The sequence below is a fragment of the Arthrobacter sp. 05N425 genome, from assembly GCF_056397125.1.
Genome location: NZ_JBFTMU010000019.1, coordinates 25,111 through 46,265, shown reverse-complemented (window position 1 = coordinate 46,265; position 21,155 = coordinate 25,111). Strand labels below are relative to the sequence as shown.

At 69.4% G+C, this 21,155-nt stretch carries 21 protein-coding genes; 11 read left to right on the top strand and 10 right to left on the bottom strand.

Annotation, left to right across the window (positions count from 1 at the left end; all coding sequences use genetic code 11):
- Positions 1-2: 2 nt before the first annotated feature.
- Complete coding sequence (locus AC1DGE_RS16280; protein ID WP_441418563.1) at positions 3-830, top strand: metal-dependent hydrolase; 828 nt, start codon at positions 3-5, stop codon at positions 828-830.
- Between the two features lie 142 nt (positions 831-972).
- Here the strand turns inward: AC1DGE_RS16280 and AC1DGE_RS16275 are convergent, their stop codons facing one another.
- From AC1DGE_RS16275 to nirB, 6 genes are all read right to left on the bottom strand, one after another.
- Complete coding sequence (locus AC1DGE_RS16275) at positions 973-1,197, bottom strand: hypothetical protein (RefSeq protein ID WP_175322755.1); 225 nt, start codon at positions 1,195-1,197, stop codon at positions 973-975.
- 64 nt (positions 1,198-1,261) lie between these two features.
- The gene (gene deoC, locus AC1DGE_RS16270) at positions 1,262-1,990 is read right to left on the bottom strand and encodes a deoxyribose-phosphate aldolase (RefSeq protein ID WP_441418434.1); all 729 of its coding nucleotides are present in this window, start codon (positions 1,988-1,990) and stop codon (positions 1,262-1,264) included.
- Positions 1,991-2,105: 115 nt separating this feature from the next.
- Positions 2,106-2,981, bottom strand: coding sequence for an FAD-dependent oxidoreductase (locus AC1DGE_RS16265; RefSeq protein WP_441418433.1), 876 nt, complete (start codon positions 2,979-2,981; stop codon positions 2,106-2,108).
- Between the two features lie 148 nt (positions 2,982-3,129).
- Positions 3,130-4,218, bottom strand: coding sequence for a uroporphyrinogen-III synthase (locus tag AC1DGE_RS16260; RefSeq protein WP_441418562.1), 1,089 nt, complete (start codon positions 4,216-4,218; stop codon positions 3,130-3,132).
- A gap of 110 nt (positions 4,219-4,328) precedes the next feature.
- The gene (gene cobA, locus AC1DGE_RS16255; RefSeq protein WP_476917811.1) at positions 4,329-5,363 is read right to left on the bottom strand and encodes a uroporphyrinogen-III C-methyltransferase; all 1,035 of its coding nucleotides are present in this window, start codon (positions 5,361-5,363) and stop codon (positions 4,329-4,331) included.
- Position 5,364: 1 nt separating this feature from the next.
- Entirely contained in the window at positions 5,365-8,088 is a 2,724-nt protein-coding gene (gene nirB, locus AC1DGE_RS16250; protein WP_476917810.1) for a nitrite reductase large subunit NirB, read from the bottom strand.
- A gap of 296 nt (positions 8,089-8,384) precedes the next feature.
- Here nirB and nirD point away from each other — a divergent pair, with 296 nt between their 5' ends.
- A complete protein-coding gene (nirD, locus tag AC1DGE_RS16245) occupies positions 8,385-8,762 on the top strand; it encodes a nitrite reductase small subunit NirD (RefSeq protein ID WP_476917809.1) in 378 nt (125 codons plus the stop codon).
- Here the strand turns inward: nirD and AC1DGE_RS16240 are convergent.
- The gene (locus tag AC1DGE_RS16240) at positions 8,759-10,522 is read right to left on the bottom strand and encodes a phospho-sugar mutase (protein ID WP_476917808.1); all 1,764 of its coding nucleotides are present in this window, start codon (positions 10,520-10,522) and stop codon (positions 8,759-8,761) included. The two genes, nirD and AC1DGE_RS16240, sit on opposite strands and share 4 nt — an antisense overlap.
- A gap of 243 nt (positions 10,523-10,765) precedes the next feature.
- Here AC1DGE_RS16240 and AC1DGE_RS16235 point away from each other — a divergent pair, with 243 nt between their 5' ends.
- A complete protein-coding gene (locus tag AC1DGE_RS16235) occupies positions 10,766-11,251 on the top strand; it encodes an RrF2 family transcriptional regulator (RefSeq protein ID WP_441418428.1) in 486 nt (161 codons plus the stop codon).
- 53 nt (positions 11,252-11,304) lie between these two features.
- Here the strand turns inward: AC1DGE_RS16235 and AC1DGE_RS16230 are convergent, their stop codons facing one another.
- The gene (locus tag AC1DGE_RS16230) at positions 11,305-12,123 is read right to left on the bottom strand and encodes a purine-nucleoside phosphorylase (protein WP_476893217.1); all 819 of its coding nucleotides are present in this window, start codon (positions 12,121-12,123) and stop codon (positions 11,305-11,307) included.
- 82 nt (positions 12,124-12,205) lie between these two features.
- Between AC1DGE_RS16230 and AC1DGE_RS16225 the strand changes: the two genes are divergently transcribed.
- From AC1DGE_RS16225 to AC1DGE_RS16210, 4 genes are all read left to right on the top strand, one after another.
- Positions 12,206-13,621, top strand: a complete 1,416-nt coding sequence (locus tag AC1DGE_RS16225) for an NAD(P)H-quinone dehydrogenase (protein WP_441418426.1) — start codon at positions 12,206-12,208, stop codon at positions 13,619-13,621.
- A 150-nt stretch (positions 13,622-13,771) separates the two neighbouring features.
- Positions 13,772-14,344, top strand: coding sequence for a helix-turn-helix domain-containing protein (locus AC1DGE_RS16220; protein ID WP_476917807.1), 573 nt, complete (start codon positions 13,772-13,774; stop codon positions 14,342-14,344).
- Entirely contained in the window at positions 14,341-15,177 is an 837-nt protein-coding gene (locus tag AC1DGE_RS16215; RefSeq protein WP_476917806.1) for an oxidoreductase, read from the top strand. The genes AC1DGE_RS16220 and AC1DGE_RS16215 overlap by 4 nt, the downstream gene beginning before the upstream one ends.
- Entirely contained in the window at positions 15,174-15,659 is a 486-nt protein-coding gene (locus AC1DGE_RS16210; protein WP_476917805.1) for an SRPBCC domain-containing protein, read from the top strand. Before AC1DGE_RS16215 ends, AC1DGE_RS16210 begins: the two co-directional genes overlap by 4 nt.
- 112 nt (positions 15,660-15,771) lie before the next feature.
- Here AC1DGE_RS16210 and AC1DGE_RS16205 read toward each other — a convergent pair whose 3' ends face one another.
- Complete coding sequence (locus AC1DGE_RS16205; RefSeq protein ID WP_476917804.1) at positions 15,772-17,229, bottom strand: benzaldehyde dehydrogenase; 1,458 nt, start codon at positions 17,227-17,229, stop codon at positions 15,772-15,774.
- 169 nt (positions 17,230-17,398) lie between these two features.
- On the opposite strand from AC1DGE_RS16205, the gene AC1DGE_RS16200 reads away from it, so the two are divergent.
- Positions 17,399-17,938, top strand: coding sequence for a flavodoxin domain-containing protein (locus AC1DGE_RS16200; RefSeq protein WP_476917803.1), 540 nt, complete (start codon positions 17,399-17,401; stop codon positions 17,936-17,938).
- Here the strand turns inward: AC1DGE_RS16200 and AC1DGE_RS16195 are convergent.
- Complete coding sequence (locus AC1DGE_RS16195) at positions 17,935-18,573, bottom strand: hypothetical protein (RefSeq protein WP_476917802.1); 639 nt, start codon at positions 18,571-18,573, stop codon at positions 17,935-17,937. The genes AC1DGE_RS16200 and AC1DGE_RS16195 overlap by 4 nt on opposite strands.
- 242 nt (positions 18,574-18,815) lie before the next feature.
- On the opposite strand from AC1DGE_RS16195, the gene AC1DGE_RS16190 reads away from it, so the two are divergent.
- Genes AC1DGE_RS16190 through AC1DGE_RS16180 form a run of 3 tightly spaced genes read left to right on the top strand, consistent with a single transcriptional unit; the run spans position 18,816 to position 21,153 of the window.
- The gene (locus AC1DGE_RS16190) at positions 18,816-19,637 is read left to right on the top strand and encodes an amino acid ABC transporter substrate-binding protein (protein WP_441418419.1); all 822 of its coding nucleotides are present in this window, start codon (positions 18,816-18,818) and stop codon (positions 19,635-19,637) included.
- A 36-nt stretch (positions 19,638-19,673) separates the two neighbouring features.
- On the top strand, positions 19,674-20,339 hold the full coding sequence (locus tag AC1DGE_RS16185) for an amino acid ABC transporter permease (protein ID WP_476917801.1): 666 nt from the start codon (positions 19,674-19,676) through the stop codon (positions 20,337-20,339).
- Entirely contained in the window at positions 20,326-21,153 is an 828-nt protein-coding gene (locus AC1DGE_RS16180; protein ID WP_476917800.1) for an amino acid ABC transporter ATP-binding protein, read from the top strand. The genes AC1DGE_RS16185 and AC1DGE_RS16180 overlap by 14 nt, the downstream gene beginning before the upstream one ends.
- The last annotated feature ends 2 nt before the right edge of the window (positions 21,154-21,155 follow it).

Sequence of the window (21,155 nt, the reverse complement as noted above, 5' to 3'; positions counted from 1 at the left end):
TGATGGGAGGACACCACGCCGCGTCCGGGGCCGCGGCGTGGGTGGCTATTGCCTCGACCGGGCCCTACGCGCTGGGCTGGTATCCGCTGGATGCAACCGGCATCGTGATCGGCGGGATGGCAACGGCCGGGACTGCGCTGGTCTGCGACTGGGACCACCGCTCCAGCACGGTGGCGCATGCCCTGCCGCCGCTCTCGAACATGATCGCCGTGGGGATCGAGAATGCCTCCGGCGGCCACCGCCAGGGCACCCACTCGGTCCTCGGCGCCGCGTTCTTCGTGCTGCTCGCGGCCATGGCCGGGCAGGCCCAGCTGCAGACGGACTGGGGGCTGCTCTCCGTGGGCGCAGGGCTGCTGTGCATGTTCATGATCAACATTGCCGCAAAGGCGCTGAAGCTGTTTCCCAAGTACGGCTGGATCAGCAACTGGATCTTCGCCCTGACCATGGCGGGCCTGGTGACCTGGTTCGCGCCGCACCAGTGGTCCTGGCTGCCGGTGTCGATGCTCACCGGCGTCCTGGTGCACATCGTGGGCGACATGATCACCACCGGGGGAGTGCCGCTGCTCTGGCCGCTGGTGGTCAAGCCGCCGAAGTTCCTGCGCAGGCTGCCGCTGGTCAAGGACGTCTGGAAGGCCAACGGGGCATTTTCCATCCCGCTGCTGGGCCGGGCCGGCTCGCGGCGCGAATGGTTCGTGCTGATCCCGGTCAGCGCGTACGCCATGGTCGGGATGTTCTCCGCCGTGCTTGCCCTGGCCAAGGGGCACTTCCCGGCCGCCCTCGCGCTGGGGACCGCGCTGGTCAGCCGCCTGCTGGCCGTCGTCGGCGGCTAGGGCCGCCGCGCTTTTCCGCTGCGGTTCCGGACGTGCGCGGCCCGGATCCCGGGTGCCTTAGCCCGCATCCGCCGCGCTTGTCCGGACCCGCCGCTTAAACAACTGAAGCCCCGGAAAACCGGGGCTTCAGTTCGAAACGTGGTTAGCTCTCGCCTGCGGAGTCGGAGCGGCCCGTGATGGTCTGCGGGATCCAGAACGCCAGGGCGAACAGGATGAGGCAGGCGGCCATCGGCCAGGGGTTGCCCAGGCTGAGGAAGGACAGCGAATACAGGGCGCCGAAGAACAGGGCCATCATCAGGACAAACAGCACGACGCTGGATGCCAGGCTGTTTTCGCCGCGCTGGGTCTTGGTGGTGTTGCTGGACATTCGTTCCTCCTCGGCCCCGCGGGGCTCAAAAACTGTGGCGGCAGCGGCTGTGACCGGTGCACGGTCAGTACGCGGACGAACCCTGTTCGCCCTTGACGATCGCGATGCCGGAGCTGGCGCCAATACGTGTTGCACCTGCAGCAATCATAGCCTGCGCGTCGGCGAGCGAACGCACGCCGCCCGAGGCCTTGACACCGAGCCCCGGACCCACGGTGCGGCGCATCAGGGCGACGTCCTCGGCCGTGGCTCCGCCGCCGTTGAATCCGGTGGAGGTCTTCACGAAGTCCGCGCCGGCCTCGACGGCGGCCTCGCAGGCGAGGACCTTCTGGGCGTCGTCGAGCAGTGCGGTCTCGATGATGACCTTCAGGATGGCGCCGCCGGAGTGGACGGCCTCGGCGACGGCGCGGATGTCATCCACCAGGGCGCCTTTGTCGTTTGCCCGTGCCGCGGCGATGTTGATCACCATGTCGATCTCGTCGGCGCCGTCGAGCACCGCGCCGCGGGCTTCGAAGGCCTTGACGTCGCTGGGGGTGGCGCCCAGCGGGAAGCCGATCACGGAGCAGCTCAGCACGCCGGAACCCCTGAGCGCGGTCTTGACGGTCTTGACCCAGATGGGGTTCACGCAGACGGACTTGAAGTGGTACTCGGCCGCCTCGGCGCAGACCTTCAGGACCTCGGCCTCACTGGCCTCCGGCTTGAGCAGGGTGTGGTCGATGTACGAGGCAATGTTGCCCGCAGCGCCCTGGTTGTCGGTGCCGGCGGCGTCGGTGGCCGTGTTGGCTTCGTTGCTCATGATGGTCCCTTTCCTGGCGGACCTGGTTCATGCCCGGTCCGGCGTGCTGACACGGCGTGTGTCGTGGCTTCTCAGTGCACCATCTTGCCATAACGCCACCCGGCCGGCGTCGGGCCTACGCCGCCTGCGCGAGGGGCTCTGAGAGGGACGCCTGAAGCAGCGCCGCGGCGCAGACGCCGGCGGCGGAACCGGCGGCGACCAGCAGGCCCAGCCGTACGCCGTCGTACGCCGCCGCGTCGCCGATGGCCCAGATCCCCGGCACGGAGGTGCGGTAGTCCGTGCCCACCACGATGCCGCCCTGCGGCGCGGTGGCCAGGCCGGCGGTGCGGGCGAGGCTGTCGCGGGAAACGCGCTCTTCGGCGAGGACTACGAGGTCCCCGCTCATGCTGGAGCCGTCGTCGAACACGATCCCGGCGGCGGGCAGCGCGGAGCCGGCGAGGGTGGGGACGACGGCGGACGGGCGCAGCGTGGTGCGGACGGGCCGGACGCCGCGCGCCCGGAGCACCGCCTCGGCCTGGCCCGCGGCGGTGCCGGTGCCCACCAGGATGCCCAGCGGCCTGCGGCCCAGGACCCGGGTGACGTCCTTGACGGCGTCGCCCAGGCGGGTGGCGTCATCAATCGTGGAGTAGCTGAGGCAGCGGCCCGCACCCTCGATCGGCGCGAGGGCCGGCGTCGAACCGGTGGCGATTACCAGCTGGTCGTAGCTGAACTCGAGGCCGTCCGCGGTGGTGACCCGCCGCTCCGTCGCGTCGATGAAGCTGGCAGGCTGCCCGAAGCGGACCGAGACCTGGGGCAGGGCGGCGAGTTCCAGCAGCTCCTCCGGGGCATCGTCGCGGTTGCTGAGCACGGTGATGCCGCCGGCGAAAGGGGTGCGCGTGAGCTGGCGGACCAGCGCCTGGGCGGCCGGGCCGGCCCCGGCGACGACGATCCGCGGCCGGGTCTGGGCGGTGGCGGACACGGTGGAGATGGCGGACGCTTCCGTAACGGACATGTGCTGGCCCTTTCGCTGGTGGGCCGGATGTGGCCCGTGTTCTTGATGTTCCCCAGCGTAGGGGGCCGGCTTTTCGTGGAGGTTTCCGCGGTGTTGCAGTATTTTCGCGCTTCGTTCGCCAGTTGTTACCAGCTGGTAATGCCGTGGGTCACACCCGGATCCGGTAGCCGCGCTTGACCACCGTCTCCACCAGGCTGCCGTCCGGCAGCGCGGAGCGGAGCCTGCTGACGGTCATGTCCAGGGCGTGGACCGATCCGCGCAGCTCCAGCAGTTCGGAGAGCGCGTCGCGGGACAGCACGGCCCCACCGGCACCCAGCAGCGCCCGCAGCAACAAGAGCGGCGCCGGGGCCAGCTCCACGGCCTCGCCGTCGATCCGCAGCGACCTGCCGCGCAGCTCCACCGCGCCCGAGGCGGTATCCAGCCGCCGTACATGGTTCAGGGCCAGGTGTTCCACGACCAGCCGGATCAGGGCGCCCATCCGAAACCGTTCCGGGATCAGCGGCTGCACCCCGGCGTCGAGCAGCGGCTGGGCGGTGATGGGTCCGACGACGGCGGTGGCCACCGTGGTCTTCAGGCTCTCCACAAGCTGTTTGTAGAGGCCCATCTCGTGCGCCGTGCTCCACAGCGCATCGACGGCGGGGGCGCTTGTGAAGGTCAGCACGTCCAGGTTGCCGCCGCACGCCGCCTCGATCAGTTTCGGCAGCCGGTCCGCGCCGTCGGGCTTGACCCAGCGGTACGGAGTGACGGTCATGACGTTGGCGCCGGACATCCGCAGCCGCTCCAGCTGCCGGACATCGGTGTAGCCGTGCAGCTGCACGGCGACGGTCTTGCCCCGCACCCCCTCGGCCAGCAACATGTCCACCAGGGTGGAGGTGGTCTCGTCGCTGCTGATCCCGACGTCGGCCAGGCCGGCCGCGCGGACGGCGCCGCGGGCCTTGGGGCCGCGGACGAACATCCGGGTGGCGCCGAGGGTTTCCAGCAGCTGTTCGCCGATGCCGAAGGTGTCCGCCGCCTCGCACCAGCGGCGCATGCCGTAGGCGGTGGTGGCGATGCAGAGCTCCGGCCGGGCCTCGATGATGGCGCGGGTATCCTCGATCAGCCGCAGGTCTTCCTGGACCGGGGCGATCTTCAGCGCCGGGGCGTGCAGCACCTCCGCGCCGCGCCGTTCCAGGGCCTCGATCAGGTCCTGGGAACGGCGGTGCGAGGTGACCCCGATCCTGAAGCCCTCCAGCGGCAGCTCAGCCTTCTCCGGCGCTTCCTCTGTGGCGGTTGCCCCGGGCGAGGGTGCTCCGGCGGCCTGCGCTCCCGGGCCGGCGGCGGCAATGGCCTCCAGCGCGCTCACGGCGCTCACGCTCCCATCAGGGACGCGGCGAGGCGGTCCAGTTCGGCTTCGGCTTCGGCACAGCCGCGGTTGGCCTCGGCCACCCTCACCACCTCGCCGATCACCAGCACGGCGGGGTTGCTGCAGTCCGCGGCCGCCGTCGTAATGCTGCCCAGTTCGGCGATGGTGGTCCRCTGGCCCGGGCGGTAGCCGCGTTCGACGACGGCCATCGGCATGTCCGCGCGCATCCCGGCGCGCCGCAGTCCCGCGGCCAGCTGGTGCAGGGTGCCAATGCCCATCAGCACCACGATGGTGCCGCCCAGCCCGGCCAAGTGCGTGTGTTCCTTCTCGGTCAGCGGGGCGTGGCCGGAAACCACGGTGAACATGTGGCTGACCTCGCGGTGCGTGACCGGGATCCCGGCCGCGGCGGGGACGGAGATGGCGCTGGTGACCCCGGAGACCACCCGCACGGGCACGCCCGCCTTCACGCAGGCGGCCACTTCCTCGCCGCCCCGGCCGAAGACGTACGGGTCCCCGCCCTTGAGCCGGACCACGTTCTTCCCGGCCAGGGCTGCGTCGACCATGAGCTCCTCAATACCGGACTGGCTGACGGGGTGGTGGCCGGGCCGCTTGCCCACATCCACGAGCTCCGCCGTCGTCAGTGCGGGCAGTTCCTGGTAGGGGGCGAGCCGGTCATAGAACACGACGTCGGCGTCCCGCAGCGCCTGGACGGCCGCCACGGTCAGCAATTCAGTGGTCCCGGGTCCGCCGCCCACCAGGGTGACATGGCCGGCGGGGCCGGCGGCGGGCTCTGCCGCGACCGGGATGCCGGTCTCGTGGCAGCGCTCCAGCAGGGCCGCCCAGCCCGGCTGGCCGTCGTCGACCGCGGCGACCAGGAAGGGACGCTCCGGCAGCGCGCCGTCGTGCGCTCCGCCGTCCGGGCGGCTGAGCCGGGACACCACGGCCCCGGCCGCCTGGTAGCGCCGGACGGCCTGGCGGGCGGCGGTGTCCGCGCCGGTGACGAGGACTTCGCGGCCGCTGAGATCGATGCTGAGCTGCATGTTAGGCCTGGCTTTCGGTAGGGGCAGACGAGACGGCGGGGCCGGCAGTTGCGGGGCCGCTGTCGGCGTCGGCGGGACGGACCGGGATGCTGGCGGCGATCAGCACCGGCTGCTGCCCGGCCTGCGCCTTCTCCTCCGCGGTGGCGGGGCGCATCTGGCCGCGCTCCGGGACGAAGGAGATCGAGTCGTCCTTTTGGTCCGGGGCGTTGACGAAGGAGCGGAAGCGGCGCAGCCGTTCAGGGTCCTTGAGCGTCTCGGCCCACTCGTCCTGGTAGGTGTCCACGTGCTTGGCCATGGCTGCCTCAAGGTCCGCGGCGATGCCGAGCGAGTCGCGCACCACCACGTCCTCGACGTGCTTCAGGCCGCCGTCGAGCTCTTCCTGCCAGCGCGCGGTGCGCTGCAGCCGGTCCGCGGTGCGGATGTAGTACATCAGGTAGCGGTCGATGTACTTCAGCAGGGTCTCCTCGTCCAGGTCCTGCGCGAGGAGCTGGGCGTGCGCCGGCTGGAAGCCGCCGTTGCCGCCCACGTAGAGGTTCCAGCCCTTGTCCGTGGCGATCACGCCGACGTCCTTGCCGCGGGCCTCGGCGCATTCGCGGGCGCAGCCGGAGACGCCCATCTTCAGCTTGTGCGGGCTGCGCAGTCCGCGGTAGCGCAGCTCCAGCGTGATCGCGAGGGCGACGGCGTCCTGGACGCCGAAGCGGCACCAAGTGGACCCGACGCAGGACTTCACGGTGCGCAGCGACTTGCCGTAGGCCTGGCCGGACTCGAAACCCGCGTCCACGAGTTCCTTCCAGATGTCCGGGAGCTGTTCCAGCCGGGCGCCGAACATGTCGATCCGCTGGCCGCCGGTGATCTTGGTGTAGAGGCCGTACTTCTCGGCGACGGCGGCGATCACGCCGAGCTTCTTCGGGGTGATCTCGCCGCCCGCGATCCGGGGAACCACCGAGTAGCTGCCATCCTTTTGCATGTTGGCCAGGGCGCGGTCGTTGGTGTCCTGCAGGGTCCCGCGGCCGGCGTCGAGCACGTAGGCGCTGTGCTGGCTGGCGAGGATGTTGGCGATGGTGGGCTTGCAGATGTCGCAGCCGGTGCCGGTGCCGTAGCGGGCCAGGATGTCCTCGAAGGAGGCCAGTTCCAGGACCTTGATGGCGTCGAAGAGTTCCTGCCGGGAGAGTTCGAAGTGTTCGCAGAGGGCCTTGGAGACGGCGACGCCGGACTTGGCCAGTTCGCCTTCGAGCAGCTTCTTCAGCATCGGCACGCAGGAGCCGCACTGGGTGCCGGCACGGGTGCAGCCCTTGAGGTCGCCGAGGTCCTGGACCGGGGCGTTGCCCTCGCAGGCGCCGCAGCCATTGACGGCGTCGCGGATGGCTCCGGCGGCCACGTTGTTGCAGGAGCACAGGATGGCGTCGTCCGGGAGGCTGGCCTCCAGGGCTTCGCCGCCGCCGGCCGCGGTGAGGTAGGCGCCGGGTTCGGCGGCCAGTTCGCGGCCGAGCATGGGGCGCAGCGAGGTGTACGGGGTCGCGTCGCCGACGAAGATGCCGCCCAGCAGGGTCTTGGCGTCGTCGGTGGTGACGATCTTCTGGTACACGCCGCGGGCCGGGTCCGCGTAGACGATTTCGAGGGCGTGGTCCGTGCGGGCGAAGGCGTCGCCGAAGCTGGCGACGTCGACGCCGGAGAGCTTGAGCTTGGTGGCGGTGTCGAAGCCCGGGAAGGTCGCGCCGCCGCCGTGCAGCCGGTCTGCGACGATCTCCGCCATGGTGTTGGCGGGGGCCACCAGGCCCAGGCACATGCCGCCGAAGTTGGCGACCTCGCCGATCGCCCAGACGCCGGGCACCTGGGTCTGGCAGCCGTCGGAGATCACGACGCCGCCGCGCGGGCCGAGTTCGAACTGCTGCTGTGCGCCCTCGCCGGCCCGGAACAGTTCGTCGCGGGGGCGTACGCCGATTGCGACGATCACAATGTCGGCCTCCACGGTGCGGCCGTCGGCCATCAGCACGCCGGTGACCTGGCCGTCGTCGTCGGAGAGGACCTCGGCGGGGAAGACGCCGCCGTGGACGGTGAAGCCCTTGGCCTCGATCAGCCGGCCGAGCGCCTGCCCGGCGCCCTCGTCCAGCTGGGTGTTCATCAGCCAGGGGGAGCCGTTGATGACGATCGGCACGGCGCCGAGCTGTTCGGTGCCGGCCGCGGACTCGAGGCCGAGCAGGCCGCCGCCGATCGTGACGGCGTTGACCTTCCGGCCCAGCTTGGCGGTGAGTTCCGCGATCGCCTGGTTGATGGCCCGGACGTCCTCGAGGGTGCGGTAGACGTGGGTGAGTTCGGCGCCGGGGATGGGCAGGCGGGCGGCGTCGGAGCCGGTCGCGACGACCAGTTCGTCGTACGGGTAGACGGTGCCCGCGGCGGTTTCCACGGTTTTCGCGGCGGTGTCGATGCCGGTGACGCGCTCGCCGGTCCTGAGCGTGAGGGCGTCGTGGTCCCACATTGAGGCGCTGCCCAGGGTGAGGTCCACGTCCGCATCGGTGAGCGCCTTGCTGAGCGCGACGCGGTCGTAGGGGAGGTGCGCTTCCTCGGTGAGGACGGTGACCTGCCAGCCGTCGAGGCCGCGGGCGTGCATGGCGTCGGCGAAGCGGTGCGCGGCGGGTCCGCCGCCGGCGACGACGACGCGTCGGGGGACCTGCCGGGATTCCGTCCGGGAGCGTTCGTTTTCGGGGCTGGCGGTCTGTCCGGTCACGGGTGGCCTTTCGTTGGGCCGCAGGCGGTGCTCTGCAACGGTTAGATCCAGCTGCTTCGATCGGCCCGTGCTGTCAGCGGCATCGATCGGCTGGTCCGTTCAGCCTAGGGACCGGCAGTTTCGCTTCAGTTTCCCTTTTGTTTCGTGATCTTAACTTCTGCATCACGGCTGCGTTTCGGGCTGCGTGAGGTCTCTTTTACCGGCCGGACACATTGGCAGCACGCCGTTGAAACACCCCGCTCCTAGCGTGGAGACATGGCCGCAGCTGTGGCCAGGAAACTTTGAGAGGGGCCGACATGACTGCCGTACTGGAAAGCGCAGCCCGCAGCTTTGTGGAGCGAACCGCCGACGAAAGCGGCTGGCACCGGGTGTGCGCCGTGGAAGAGCTGGAGCCCGGCTGGGGCGAGGCCGCGCTGATCGCCGGACACCAGGTGGCCTTGATCCGTACCGCGGCCGGTGAGGTGTTCGCCGTCGAGCACGCCGATCCTGCCACCGGCGCCCATGTCATGGCCCGCGGCATCACCGGCTCCCGCGGTGCGCGCCCCACGCTGGCCTCGCCGCTGCACAAGGAGGTCTACGACCTCGGGACAGGGGAGTGCCTCGGCACCCCCGAGCTGCGCCTGGGCACGTACGCCGTCCGGGTGACGGACGGCTTCGTCGAGGTGGCGCTCTAGAGCCCGAGCGCCTCGCGCACGTCGGCCAGGACGCCGTCCAGGGCCGCACGGGCCTCGAGGCGCGCCTGCGGCAATTCGGCGGCGGATCCGACGCTGCGGATCACCTCGAGGTAGCACTTGAGCTTCGGTTCCGTGCCGCTGGGGCGGATGATGACGCGGCTGCCGTCCTTCGTCAGGTAGAGCAGTCCGTCGGTGGGCGGGAGCTGTTCGCTGCCCTCGGCCAGGTCCGCCGCGGTCTCGACGGCGGAGCCCCCGAAGGAGTCCGGCGGGCTGACCCGCAGCCGGTTCATCATGGCGTCCAGCAGGCCCAGGTCCGCAACCCGGATGCTGAGCTGGTCGCTCGCGTGCAGCCCGTGCACCAGGTACAGCTCGTCCAGGGTGTCGAAGATCGTCTTGCCCTCGGCCTTCGCGGCCGCGGCGAGTTCGGCGATCAGCACCGCGGCCGAAATGCCGTCCTTGTCACGCACCAGCGACGGCGCGACGCAGTAGCCCAGCGCCTCCTCGTAGCCGTAGAGCAGGCCGGGCACACGGGCGATCCACTTGAATCCGGTGAGGGTTTCCTCGTGGGCGTAGCCCGCCGCGGCGGCGATGCGGGCCAGCAGCCGGGAGGACACGATCGAATTGGCGAAGACGCCGGCAGCGGCACCCCCTGCGGCGCCCCCTGCGGCCCCGTCGGTGGCGGCCAGCCGGGCCACGACGTGGGCCCCCAGCAGGGCGCCCACCTCGTCCCCGCGCAGCATCCGCCAGGCGCCGGTGTCCGGGTCCTTCGCGGCAACCGCGGCGCGGTCGGCGTCGGGGTCGTTGGCGATCACAATGTCGGCGTCCACCCGGGCCGCGGTTTCCAGCGCGAGGTCCAGCGCGCCGGGCTCCTCGGGGTTGGGGAAGTTCACGGTGGGGAAGTCGGGGTCCGGTTCGGCCTGCTCGGCCACCAGCGTGACGTCGGTGAATCCCGCGGCCTTGAGTACCGCCACGGCAGTCTCGCCGCCCACACCGTGCATGGGGGTCAGGACGATCTTCAGCTCGCGGGCCGGGAAGCGCTCCGGCACGGCGAGGGCGGCGACGGCGGCCTCGTAGTCGGTGGCGATGGAGGGACCCAGCACCGTCCAGCCCCCGGCGGCCAGGGCAATCGAATCCAGTGCGCCGACGGCGTCGATCTCCGCGGCGATCAGCGCATCGTAGGGCGCCACGATCTGGGCGCCGCGTCCGCTCTCCTCGACGGCGTGGCGGCCAAGGTAGACCTTGTAGCCGTTGTCCTGCGGAGGGTTGTGGCTTGCCGTGACCATCACGCCGCCGTCGCAGTCCAGGGCGCGGACCGCGTAGGCGAGCAGGGGCGTGGGCAGCGCGGCCGGCATCAGGAACGTTTCGATGCCGGCGGCGGTGAAGATCGCGGCGGTTTCTTCGGCGAAGATGTCGGAGTTGTAGCGGGCGTCGTAGCCGACGACGGCGCGCGGCCGGGTCCCCGGCGCTGCCTGCGCAGCAGCGCTGCCGAGGAAGGCCGCCAGGCCCGCGGCGGCGCGGCGCACCACGACGCGGTTCATCCGGTTCGGCCCGGCGCCGAGGGCCGCCCGCAGGCCCGCGGTGCCGAACTGGAGCGTGCCGCTGAAGCTGTCCGCCAGTTCCTGCCGTGCTCCCGCTGCTCCCTCGTCGGTAAGGCGGACCAGCTCGGTCAGGGCGGCGGCGGTCGCGGGATCCGGGTCCTGGGCCGCCCAGGTGCGGGCGTCGCTCAACAGTCGGGTCAGTGCGGCATCGGAAGACGTCATGGGTACCAAACTAGCGTCAAAGCTGGGCCGGGCGCGCCCCGACAAGCGCGGGCGGGGCTTACAGTTCCATCACACCCGGGCGGCCAGGGGCGCGCGGGCTGGCACATCACGGCAGTGTTTCCGGCCGGTGCTGCCGCGAAGGGTCGGCTCGGCGCAGGTCTTCCGAAGGATCGGCTCAAGACCGCGGCCAAGGCAGTGGCGGGTCATTGACACCCATTTTTCCGGACACGTAACGTCTGGAATATGAAAATGGGGCGTGGGGTGGAATGGGCCGTGCACTCGTGCGTCAACATGGCTTGGACGCCGCCGGGGGAGGCCGTGAACAGCGCCAGGCTCGCGGCCTTGTACAAGCTCCCCGCGGCGTACCTGAACAAGCAGCTCCAGGCCCTGGTCCGCGCCGGGATCCTGACCTCGGTCTCGGGCCCGCGCGGCGGCTTCCACCTCGCGCGCAGGCCGGAGAACATCACCGTGCTGGATGTGGTCCTGGCCCTGGAAGGGCAGGAGCCGGCCTTCCGCTGTGAAGCCATCCTCGGCGACATGCCGGAGGCTGACCGGCAGGAGAACTTCGTCCGGACCTGCCTGATCTCCCAGACCATGCGGCAGGCGGAGCTGGCCTGGCGGCAGGCGCTGGCACGGCAGACCATCGCCGGGATCGCCGACTCGATGGAGCGTCGGCTTCCCGGCGGCCGCGACAAGGCCGTCCGCCGTCTCACCGCAGGCCTGGGCTAGGGGCGCTGGGGGCTTTAGGGGCCCTGGCCCGCGCCCGGCCTGCAGGGGCCGGCTTAGAGCTTGGCGATGATCTCCGCGAGCAGCTTGGAGATGCGCGGACCCGCGGCCTGGCCGGCCTCAAGGACCTCCTCATGGCTCAGCGGCACCGGGCTGATGCCGGCGGCAAGGTTGGTGACCAGCGAGATGCCGAAGACCTCCATGCCCGCATGGCGGCCGGCGATGGCCTCCAGCGCGGTGGACATGCCCACCAGGGACGCGCCGATCCGCTTGGCGTACTGCACCTCGGCCGGGGTCTCGTAGTGCGGGCCGGTGAACTGCGCGTAGACGCCTTCGTCCAGGCTGGGATCTACCTCACGGGCCAGGCCGCGGATCCGCGAGGAGTACAGGTCGGTGAGGTCCACGAAGGTAGCGCCCTCGAGGGGGGACGTGGCGGTGAGGTTGATGTGGTCACTGATCAGCACGGGGGTGCCCGGCGCCCAGTCCTCGTTCAAGCCGCCGCAGCCGTTGGTGAGGACCAGCGTCTTGCAGCCGGCGGCGGCCGCGGTGCGAACGCCATGCACGACGGCGCGGACGCCCTTGCCCTCGTAGTAGTGCGTTCGGGCGCCCAGGACCAGGGCGCGCTTGCCTTCCCGGGTCAGCACCGAGCGGATGGTGCCCACGTGGCCCACCACGGAGGGGGAGGAAAAGCCGGGGACCTCGTCCGCGGAGAGCGTGGCTGTGGTCTCGCCGATCAGTTCGGCAGCGTCGCCCCAGCCCGAGCCAAGCACCAGCGCGACATCGTGGCTGTCGACGCCGGTCTCTTCGGCAATGTAGTCGGCGGCGGCGCGGGCGGCGTCGAAGGGGTCCGTGTTCAGGAATTCTGTATTACTCACTGGTACAAGCTACCGTGCCCGTGCCGCACCGCACAGCATCTTTATTGGTGGCGCCGGTCCGGATGATGGACAATGGATGATTGTGACTACGCATCCCGATTTCAGTGCCCCCCGGATCGCAATTCTTGGCGGAGGGCCCGGTGGCTACGAAGCCGCCATGGTCGCCGCATCGCTGGGAGCGCAGGTCACCATTATTGAGCGCGCCGGACTCGGCGGATCGGCGGTGCTGACCGACGTCGTGCCGTCCAAGACCTTGATCGCGACGGCGGACCTGATGACCCGCGTGGGGGAGGCCGGCGAGCTGGGTGTGAAGTTCGACCTCGACGGCGGCGACTGCAGCCCGACGATGCGTGCGGACCTCAAGCACATCAACGACCGCCTGCTGGGCCTCGCCCGGCAGCAGTCCGCCGACATCCAGAAGGGCCTGGAGGGCCAGGGCGTCCGCATCCTGCTCGGCTCCGGCAAGATGCTGGACAACCACACGATCGAGGTCCTCACTTCCGAGGGCACCGAGACCATTGAGGCCGACGCCATCCTGCTCGCCGTAGGCGCCCACCCGCGCGAACTGCCCACGGCCCGGCCGGACGGCGAGCGCATCCTGAACTGGGCACAGATCTACAACATGGACGAGCTGCCCGAGGAACTGATCGTGGTGGGCTCGGGCGTCACCGGCGCCGAATTCGCCTCCGCGTACAACGGCCTGGGCTCCAAGGTCACCCTGATTTCTTCCCGCGACAGGGTGCTGCCCGGCTCGGACACGGACGCGGCCGAGGTGCTGGAAGGCGTCTTCGAACGCCGCGGCGTGAAGGTGTTGTCCCGGGCCCGCGCAGAGACCGTGGAGCGCACGGAGGGCGGCGTCGTGGTCACCCTCGGCGACGGTTCCAAGGTCACCGGCAGCCACTGCCTGGTGGCCGTCGGCTCCATTCCGAACACCGCCGGGATCGGCCTGGAGGAGGCCGGCGTCGCGCTGACCGAGAGCGGCCACATCAAGGTCGACGGCGTCTCGCGCACCACCGCGCCGAACATCTACGCCGCGGGCGACTGCACCGGCGTGCTGGCCCTCGCTTCGGTCGCGGCCATGCAGGGACGCATCGCGATCGCGCACTTCCTCGGCGACAGCGTCACCCCGCTCAAGCTGCACCAAGTGGCCTCGAACATCTTCACCTCCCCGGAGATCGCCAACGTCGGCGTCTCCGAGGCGGAGATCGACTCCGGCAAATACCAGGGCGACGTCGTCAAGCTCTCGCTGCGCAGCAACGCGCGCGCCAAGATGCGCAACCACAAGGACGGCTTCATCAAGATCTTCGCCCGCAAGGGCTCCGGCACTGTGATCGGCGGCGTCGTGGTGGGGCCGAACGCCTCCGAGCTGATCTTCGCGATCTCCCTCGCGGTGACGCAGAAACTGCACGTCGACGACGTCGCCAGCACCTTCACGGTGTACCCGTCGCTCAGCGGCTCCATCTCCGAAGCGGCACGGCGGTTGCACGTCCACATGTAGCTGGCCGAGAGTTTCTTTCGGCCGCGAAAAGTCAGCACCGGCGCCCCCAGGGCGTCGGTGCTTGGCTTTAAGCCCGGTGCGTCGCTTTGAGCAGGGAGGCCGTCTTCCGTGCCGGTTTACATTCTGACATTTCATGCATATATTGTCAGAATGAATAGCCGTCCAGACGCCATCATCGACGCGGCCTACGTGTGCTTCACCCGCCACGGTGCCCGCCGGACCACGATGCACGACCTGGCGGAGGAAGCCGGCATGTCCCGGGCGGCCCTGTACCAGTACTTCCGCAACAAGGAAGACGTGTTCCGGGCGCTGGTCGAGCGCCTGCTGGCCGCTGCCCTCGCCGCCTCCGAACATGCGGCGGAAATGGAAGGGCTCCCCGAGGCGCGGCTGGCAGGGATCCTGTCGGCCAAGCTCGGCCTGGTGATGCAGATCTGGCGGGACAGCCCGGCACATGCGGCAGAACTCCTTGGCGTCGACACACGCCTGAGTTCGGACGTGCTTGGACGCTACGACGAGGCAATGCTCGGTCTGCTGACGCGGACAGTTCACGATTCTTACCCGGCGGCGGACGCCCCGGAAGCGGCGGAGATCCTGCTGGCCTTCACCCGCGGCCTGGAGGCGGGCGTTTCCAATCCAGCCGCCCTGCCCGAGCGCCTGCGTCGGGGCGTCGAAGTCTTCGTCACCGGTCTCAACAGCCTCACTCCTACGAAGGAACAACCATGACCACAGCAGTACTGATCACCGGAGCCTCCTCCGGCATTGGCCGCGCGACAGCCGAACGGCTGCTCGCCCAACCCGGGTTCACCGTCTACGCCACCGCGCGACAGCCTGAGGCGATTGCCGATCTTGGGCGTGCCGGAGCCAAAGTCCTGGCGCTCGACGTCACGGACGAAGCATCGATGGCCGCGGCCGTTCGCGCCGTCGAGGAACAGCACGGCAGCGTCGGAGTCCTCATCAACAATGCCGGTTACGGCGAGTACGGGACGATCGAGGAAGCCGAGCTGGATGCGGTCAGGCGGCAGTTCGAGACCAACGTTTTCGGCTTTTCCCGGATGATCCAGCTGGTGCTGCCGGGGATGCGGGCCGCCGGGGCCGGGCGGATCGTCAACATCGGTTCGATGGGAGGCCGGGTCACGTTCCCCGTCGGCGGCTACTATCACGCCACTAAGTACGCCGTGGAGGCCATCACTGACGCGCTCCGCTTCGAGACCGCGCCCTTCGGCATCCACACCTCCTTGATCGCCCCGGGCCTGATCCGCACCGGCTTTGGTGCCACCGCCTCCCGGACCCTGGCCGCCTCCGGCAAAGCGGCAGGACCGTACGCGGCCCTGCGGGCTGCCGCGGACGAGCAAATGGCTACCTCCTACGCCTCGCCGGTCCTCGCTGCCGAACCCGACGCCGTCGCCAGCGCGGTTGAGCACGCAGTGACGTCCCGCCGGCCCCGGCCCCGCTATACCGTCACCCCGGCCGCCAAAGCCATCGTCCAGTCCCGGCGGTTCCTGGGCTCGGGACTTTTCGATGCCTACCTCCGCCTGCAGTTCAAGAGTAAGAAATGAAGCCCACCGACAGTTGGCCCGCACCCTTCGGCCCCTCGACGGCGCGGGTTTACGCCTACAACGAGATCCGCACCCACCTGCCTGCCGAACTGCTTTGGCAGGTGCTCATCGAAGCGGCCGCGTGGCCCCGGTGGTACCGCAATGCCCGCGACGTAAGCATTGATGGCGGAGGGCAACAGCTGACCAGCGCATCGACCTTCACCTGGACCACCTTCGGCCTCCGCGTGGCCAGCACAGTCCGGGAGTTCGCCCCGTCCAGCCGGCTGGCCTGGGAGGGCGCCGGGCGCGGGTCCTCCGGATACCACCGCTGGGATCTGCAGCCCACCCCCGACGGCGGCACACTCATTGTGACCGAAGAGGTCCAAAGCGGAATCATCGCGCGGCTTCTCGGACCGGTAGTGAAGCGGAGCATCGAACGGCAGCACCAACACTGGCTCGAGGCCCTGGTCGAGACAGCGGAAGCCGCGACGGTCAGGCCGTAGGCCACGTCGACCCCAGGGACGGTGCACCTTACCGACTCGCACCGGCGGAAAAGGGAGGGACCGGCGGAAGTTTCCGCCGGTCCCTCCCTTTTTGTTCCGCTCAGGCGGCCGCTTAGAACGGGTACGGCGCGATGTCCGGGCGCATCGTGAGCCACTGGATCTCCGTGAAGGACTCCATGTTGGCGTGGTGGCCGCCGATCCGGGAACCGTTGCCGGAGTTCTTCGTTCCGCCGAACGGGGAGTTCGCCTCGTCGGAGACCGTCTGCTCATTGATATGGACCTTGCCGGAGTCGAGCCGGTCCGCGATGGTCATGGCCATGCCGACGTCGCCCAGGATGCCGATCGACAGGCCGTATTCGTTGTCGTTGGCCAGCGCCACGGCCTCGTCAAGGGTGGAGAACTTCATCACCGGCGCCACCGGGCCGAAGATCTCGTCCTTCCACGCCGGGCTGTCCTCCTTCAGGTCCACCAGCACGGTGGGCTGGTAGAACCGGCCGTCGTGGGTGCCGCCGGCAGCCAGCCGGGCGCCGGCCTGCACCGCGTCCTGGACAATTCCGTCCACCCGGTGCAGCTGGCGTTCGTCGATCACCGGGCCCAGTGCCACGGTGCCGCTCTTCGGATCTCCCACCGGCAGGTGGCCGGCCTTCTCGGCGAGGGCGGCGACGTAGTCCTCGTAAATGTCCTCGTGCACAATGTGCCGGCCGGCCGCCATGCAGATCTGGCCCTGGTGCATGAATGATCCGAAGGCGGCCGCTGAGGCTGCCTTGGCCAGGTCGGCGCCGGGCAACACGATCAGCGCGTTGTTGCCGCCCAGCTCGAGGTGGGCACGCTTGAGCAGCCGGCCGGCGGTTTCGCCGATCTTGCGGCCGGCCGCCGTCGAGCCGGTAAAGGCGATCACCCGGACTTCGGGGGCTTCGACGACGGCGGCGCCGATGTCCGCGCCGCCGGGCAGCAGCGAGAGCAGTCCCTGCGGGAGTCCAGCCTCCTCGAAGATCCGCATCAGCGTCACCCCGCCGCAGACCGCGGTGCGGGGGTCCGGCTTGAGCAGCACCGCGTTGCCGAGGGCGAGGGCTGGGGCGACGGCGCGGATCGAGAGGATCAGCGGGAAGTTGAACGGTGCGATCACCGAGACCACGCCCACCGGCCGGCGTCGGGCGAAGGACCAACGGTTTTCGTTGGAGGTGAGCACGTCGCCGGCCGGGAGTGAGGGCAGTGCAGAGGCGTCATAGCATTCGTTGGCGGCGATGTGCGTTTCCAGTCCGGCTTTGGGCGGGATGCCGCCGGATTCGCGCACGATCCAGTCCTGGATTTCCGCGCCGTGCTCCTCCCAGAGCTGCCCGGCACGGCGCAGTACGGCCGCGCGGTCCTCGGGATTGCGGGCGGCCCATTCCTTCTGTGCCTTGGCAGCGGCCGTGGCGGCCTCCCGGACATCCGCAACGGAGGCGACGCCGTAGCTGCCCAGGGTGTCGCCGGTGGCTGGTTCGACGGCGGCGGCGGTCCCACCGCCGCCGGTGCGCCAGCCGTTGAGGTAGATCTTGCCCTCCCAGAGGGCTGAGTCGAGCAGGGACATGTCTGTCCTTTCATCGTGGGGCTGCCTGAGGCAGTCTGGTGCGGCCGTCCGCCGGGCCGAAAGCGTACGGGCCGATCCCGTCCATCACATGCTGTGCCGGCGCCGCCGTCAAGACCCTCGGTGACATTCGGCCCTAGCCCGGCGCTAAACGGTGCTCGCACAGTGGACCATGGCCAACATTTACCTTCCGTTCGGGACCGTCGAGGGCCAGACGGCCCGGATCGCCGAGTACATCGCCTACGTCATCCGTGAGCACGGCCACGAGGCAAGGACCGCCGACCTGCAGACCGCCGGCGACGCCCTCCCGGATGAGTACGACGCCGTCATCGTCGGCGCCTCGGTCCACATGGGCAAGCACGAGGGGGTCGTCACAGACTTCGTCCGCGCGAACAAGGCCGCGCTGGAACGTTTGCCTTCGGCGTTGTTCTCGGTCAGCCTCGCCGTGGTCGCGGACGAGGGACGGGCGGAAAGCTATGTGGAGAAGTTCGAGGAGGAAACGGGGTGGCGGCCGGCGCACGTCGGCTTGTTCGGCGGGGCCCTGCTGTACAGCGAGTACGGCTTCCTCAAGCGGCACATGATGAAGAGGATCGTCAGCGGACAGGGTTCCCCGGACACGGACATGTCCCGCGACTACGTCTATACCGAGTGGGACGGCGTCCGGCGCTTTGCGGAGGACTTCCTGGCCGGCTTGCCCGCCGCCAGCGCCTAGACGACCGCGGCCCGAACGCTTCCCGACGCCGAACTGCCCCTGGCCATCCGGGCCGCCAGCAGGTAGACGGCACCGGTGATCAGCGGGACCGCGCTTGCCGCCGCGAGCGAGGCGATCGGGCCCGACCGGCCGAGCACCGTGATCAACAGCGGCAGCGCACCCAGGGCCAACAGCAGCCAACCCGCCAGGGCGGTCCGCTTCAACCCGAGGATGGCGGCCGGGAACGCCAGGGCGACGACGCCGACGGCCAGCACCGGTCCGTTCACTTCCTGGAAGCTGCGCGCCATCGTCGAATCGACGGCAAACCACACGCACAGCGCGACGAAGACCGCCGTCAGTGCCACCAGCAGGGGACCGGCCCCCGCCGGCCAGAACCAGGCGAGGGCCGCTAGGACCAGCACCGGCACCGCCCAGGCCAGGAGCACCGTCAGACCGGACGACCCGCCCGGCTCCTCCAGGGCGTAGCCGCCGATGAATGCCGCGCCGAACACGGTGAAGACCGTCATCAGCACCGCGCCCGTCCGGGTCAGCGCGGTCGCGCGCCGCTGCGGATCCTTCTGCCGGTTGAGCACAACTCCGAGCACCACGGCGACCACGACGACGGCGGCCACGGCCAAGATGATGGGGACCGACATGGGTGCCTCCCAGGGGCGGTGGGATCCTGTGCCCATTGAAGCCCAGCGGGGGAGCGCGGCCAAGGGGAGAAAGGCCTGATGGGGCGAACGAGTGCAATCGTCAAACCTGTCTCATGCCGGGCCGTCATACGCCGTCATTTGGGGTCTTCCATCGAGGAGCGGTCTTGCTATCGTCGCAAGTAAGAATGCCGCCACGCGGCCAAGCTGGCGAGCCCTTGCCGGCTCCTCGACGAAGGACCACCATGAAGCGCACACGACTTTCCGTTATCGGCCTCATCGCAGCCGCAGGACTAGCCCTGGCCGGATGCGGGTCGGCGTCCACAACGCCTGCCAGCTCCGCACCGGCAGGCGGCCCGGACACCTCGTTGAGCGACGTCAAGAGCGCCGGGGTGCTCAGGGTCGGCACCGAGGGCACCTACAAGCCTTTCTCCTTCCACGCCAACGGCAGCGGCGAACTGACCGGCTACGACGTGGAGATCATCACCGCCGTCGCCGGCAAGCTCGGCGTCAAGCCGGCCTTCCAGGAGACGCAGTTCGACGCCATCTTTGCCGGACTCGAAGCCAAGCGGTTCGACGTCGTCGCCAACCAGGTCTCGATCACGGACGAACGCAAGGCGAAATACGACTTCTCCACCCCGTACACCGTCAGCACCGGCGTCATTGTCACCAAGTCCGACAACGGGGACATCACCTCCTTCGACAGCCTGAAGGGCAAGACCACGGCGCAGTCGCTGACGAGCAACTGGTACAAGCTGGCACAGCAGAGCGGAGCCAACGTGCAGGCGGTTGAGGGCTGGGCACAGGCCATCACGCTGCTCAAGCAGGGCCGCGTCGATGCCACCATCAACGACAAGCTCACGTACCTTGACCAGCAGAAGACGGCCCGCGATGACAGCATCAAGATTGCCGCCGAGACCACGGACAAGTCACTCAGCGCCTTCGCGTTCCGCAAGGGCTCGACCAGCCTGACCGCCGCCGTCGACAAGGCCCTCACCGAACTGCAGGCCGACGGTACCCTCAAGAAGATTTCGCAGAAGTACTTCAACGCCGACGTCACCAAGTAGCCGGATGGAAACCGTCGAAGAACGCGGCTCCCGATCATGACGATCAACTGGGATCTCGTCTGGGGGTCGCTGGGACCGATCCTGATGGGGGCGATCACCGGCACCATTCCCGTGGCGCTGGCCTCGTTTGCCCTGGGGCTGCTGCTTGCCCTGCTGGTTGCCCTGATGCGGCTCAGCCGCAATCCCGTCCTGTCGGCGATCGCACGGATCTATATCTCCGTAATCCGAGGCACGCCGCTGTTGGTTCAGCTGTTTGTCATCTTCTACGGGCTGCCGTCCATCGGCATCACCATCAGTCCGTGGCCCAGCGCGATCATCGCCTTCTCGCTGAACGTGGGCGGCTACGCCGCCGAAGTCATTCGGGCGGCCATCCTGTCCGTTCCCAAGGGCCAGTGGGAGGCCGGCCACACCATCGGCATGTCGCGGCGCCAGTCACTGGTGCGGATCATCCTGCCGCAGGCCGCGCGGGTCTCGGTCCCGCCGTTGTCCAACACCTTCATCAGCCTGGTCAAGGACACCTCGCTGGCCTCGCTGATCCTGGTGACCGAGCTGTTCCGCCAGGCGCAGCAGGTGGCGGCCTTCAGCCAGGAATTCATGCTGCTGTACCTGGAAGCAGCCGTCATCTACTGGATCATCTGCCTGGTCCTCGCCGGCGGCCAGTCAGTCCTCGAGAAGAGATTGGACCGCTATGTCGCCCACTGAATCCGATCTCCCGGACGCCGATCTCCCGGACGCCGGCCTCCCGGACGCAGCACCGGACGCCACCCCGCTCCTGTCCGTCCGCGGACTCCGTAAGGCGTTTGGGCAGCACGAAGTGCTCAAATCCATTGACGTGGACGTCCGGCGGGGGGAAGTGGTCACCCTGATCGGGCCCTCCGGGTCCGGCAAAACGACGGTCCTGCGGTGCCTCAACGGCCTCGAAGTTCCCGACGCCGGCGTCGTGGAGTTCGACGGCGACCTCACGGTCGACTTTTCGGCGCAGGTGTCCAAGAAGCAGCTGGCGGCCATGCGGGACCGCAGCGCGATGGTGTTCCAGCACTACAACCTGTTCCCGCACAAGACCACCCTGGAAAACGTCATCGAGGGCCCGGTCCAGGTGCAGAAGCGGCCCAAGGCCGAGGCCGTCAAGGAGGCCCGGGAACTGCTCGCCCGGGTCGGGCTTGCCGACAAGGAAAACAGCTATCCCTTCGAGCTCTCCGGCGGCCAGCAGCAGCGGGTCGGCATCGTGCGCGCCCTGGCCCTGCGGCCGCAGCTGCTGCTTTTTGACGAGCCGACGTCGGCGCTTGACCCCGAGCTGGTGGGTGACGTCCTGACCGTCATCAAGGAGTTGGCGGACGAGGGCTGGACCATGGTCGTGGTCACCCACGAGCTCGCCTTCGCCCGCGAGGTTGCCGACGAAGTCATCTTCATGGACGGCGGGGTGGTCGTGGAACGTGGGCACCCGGACACGGTGCTGCGCGCCCCGCGCGAGGAGCGCACCCGGCAGTTCGTGGACCGGCTGCTGAATCCGTTCTAAGG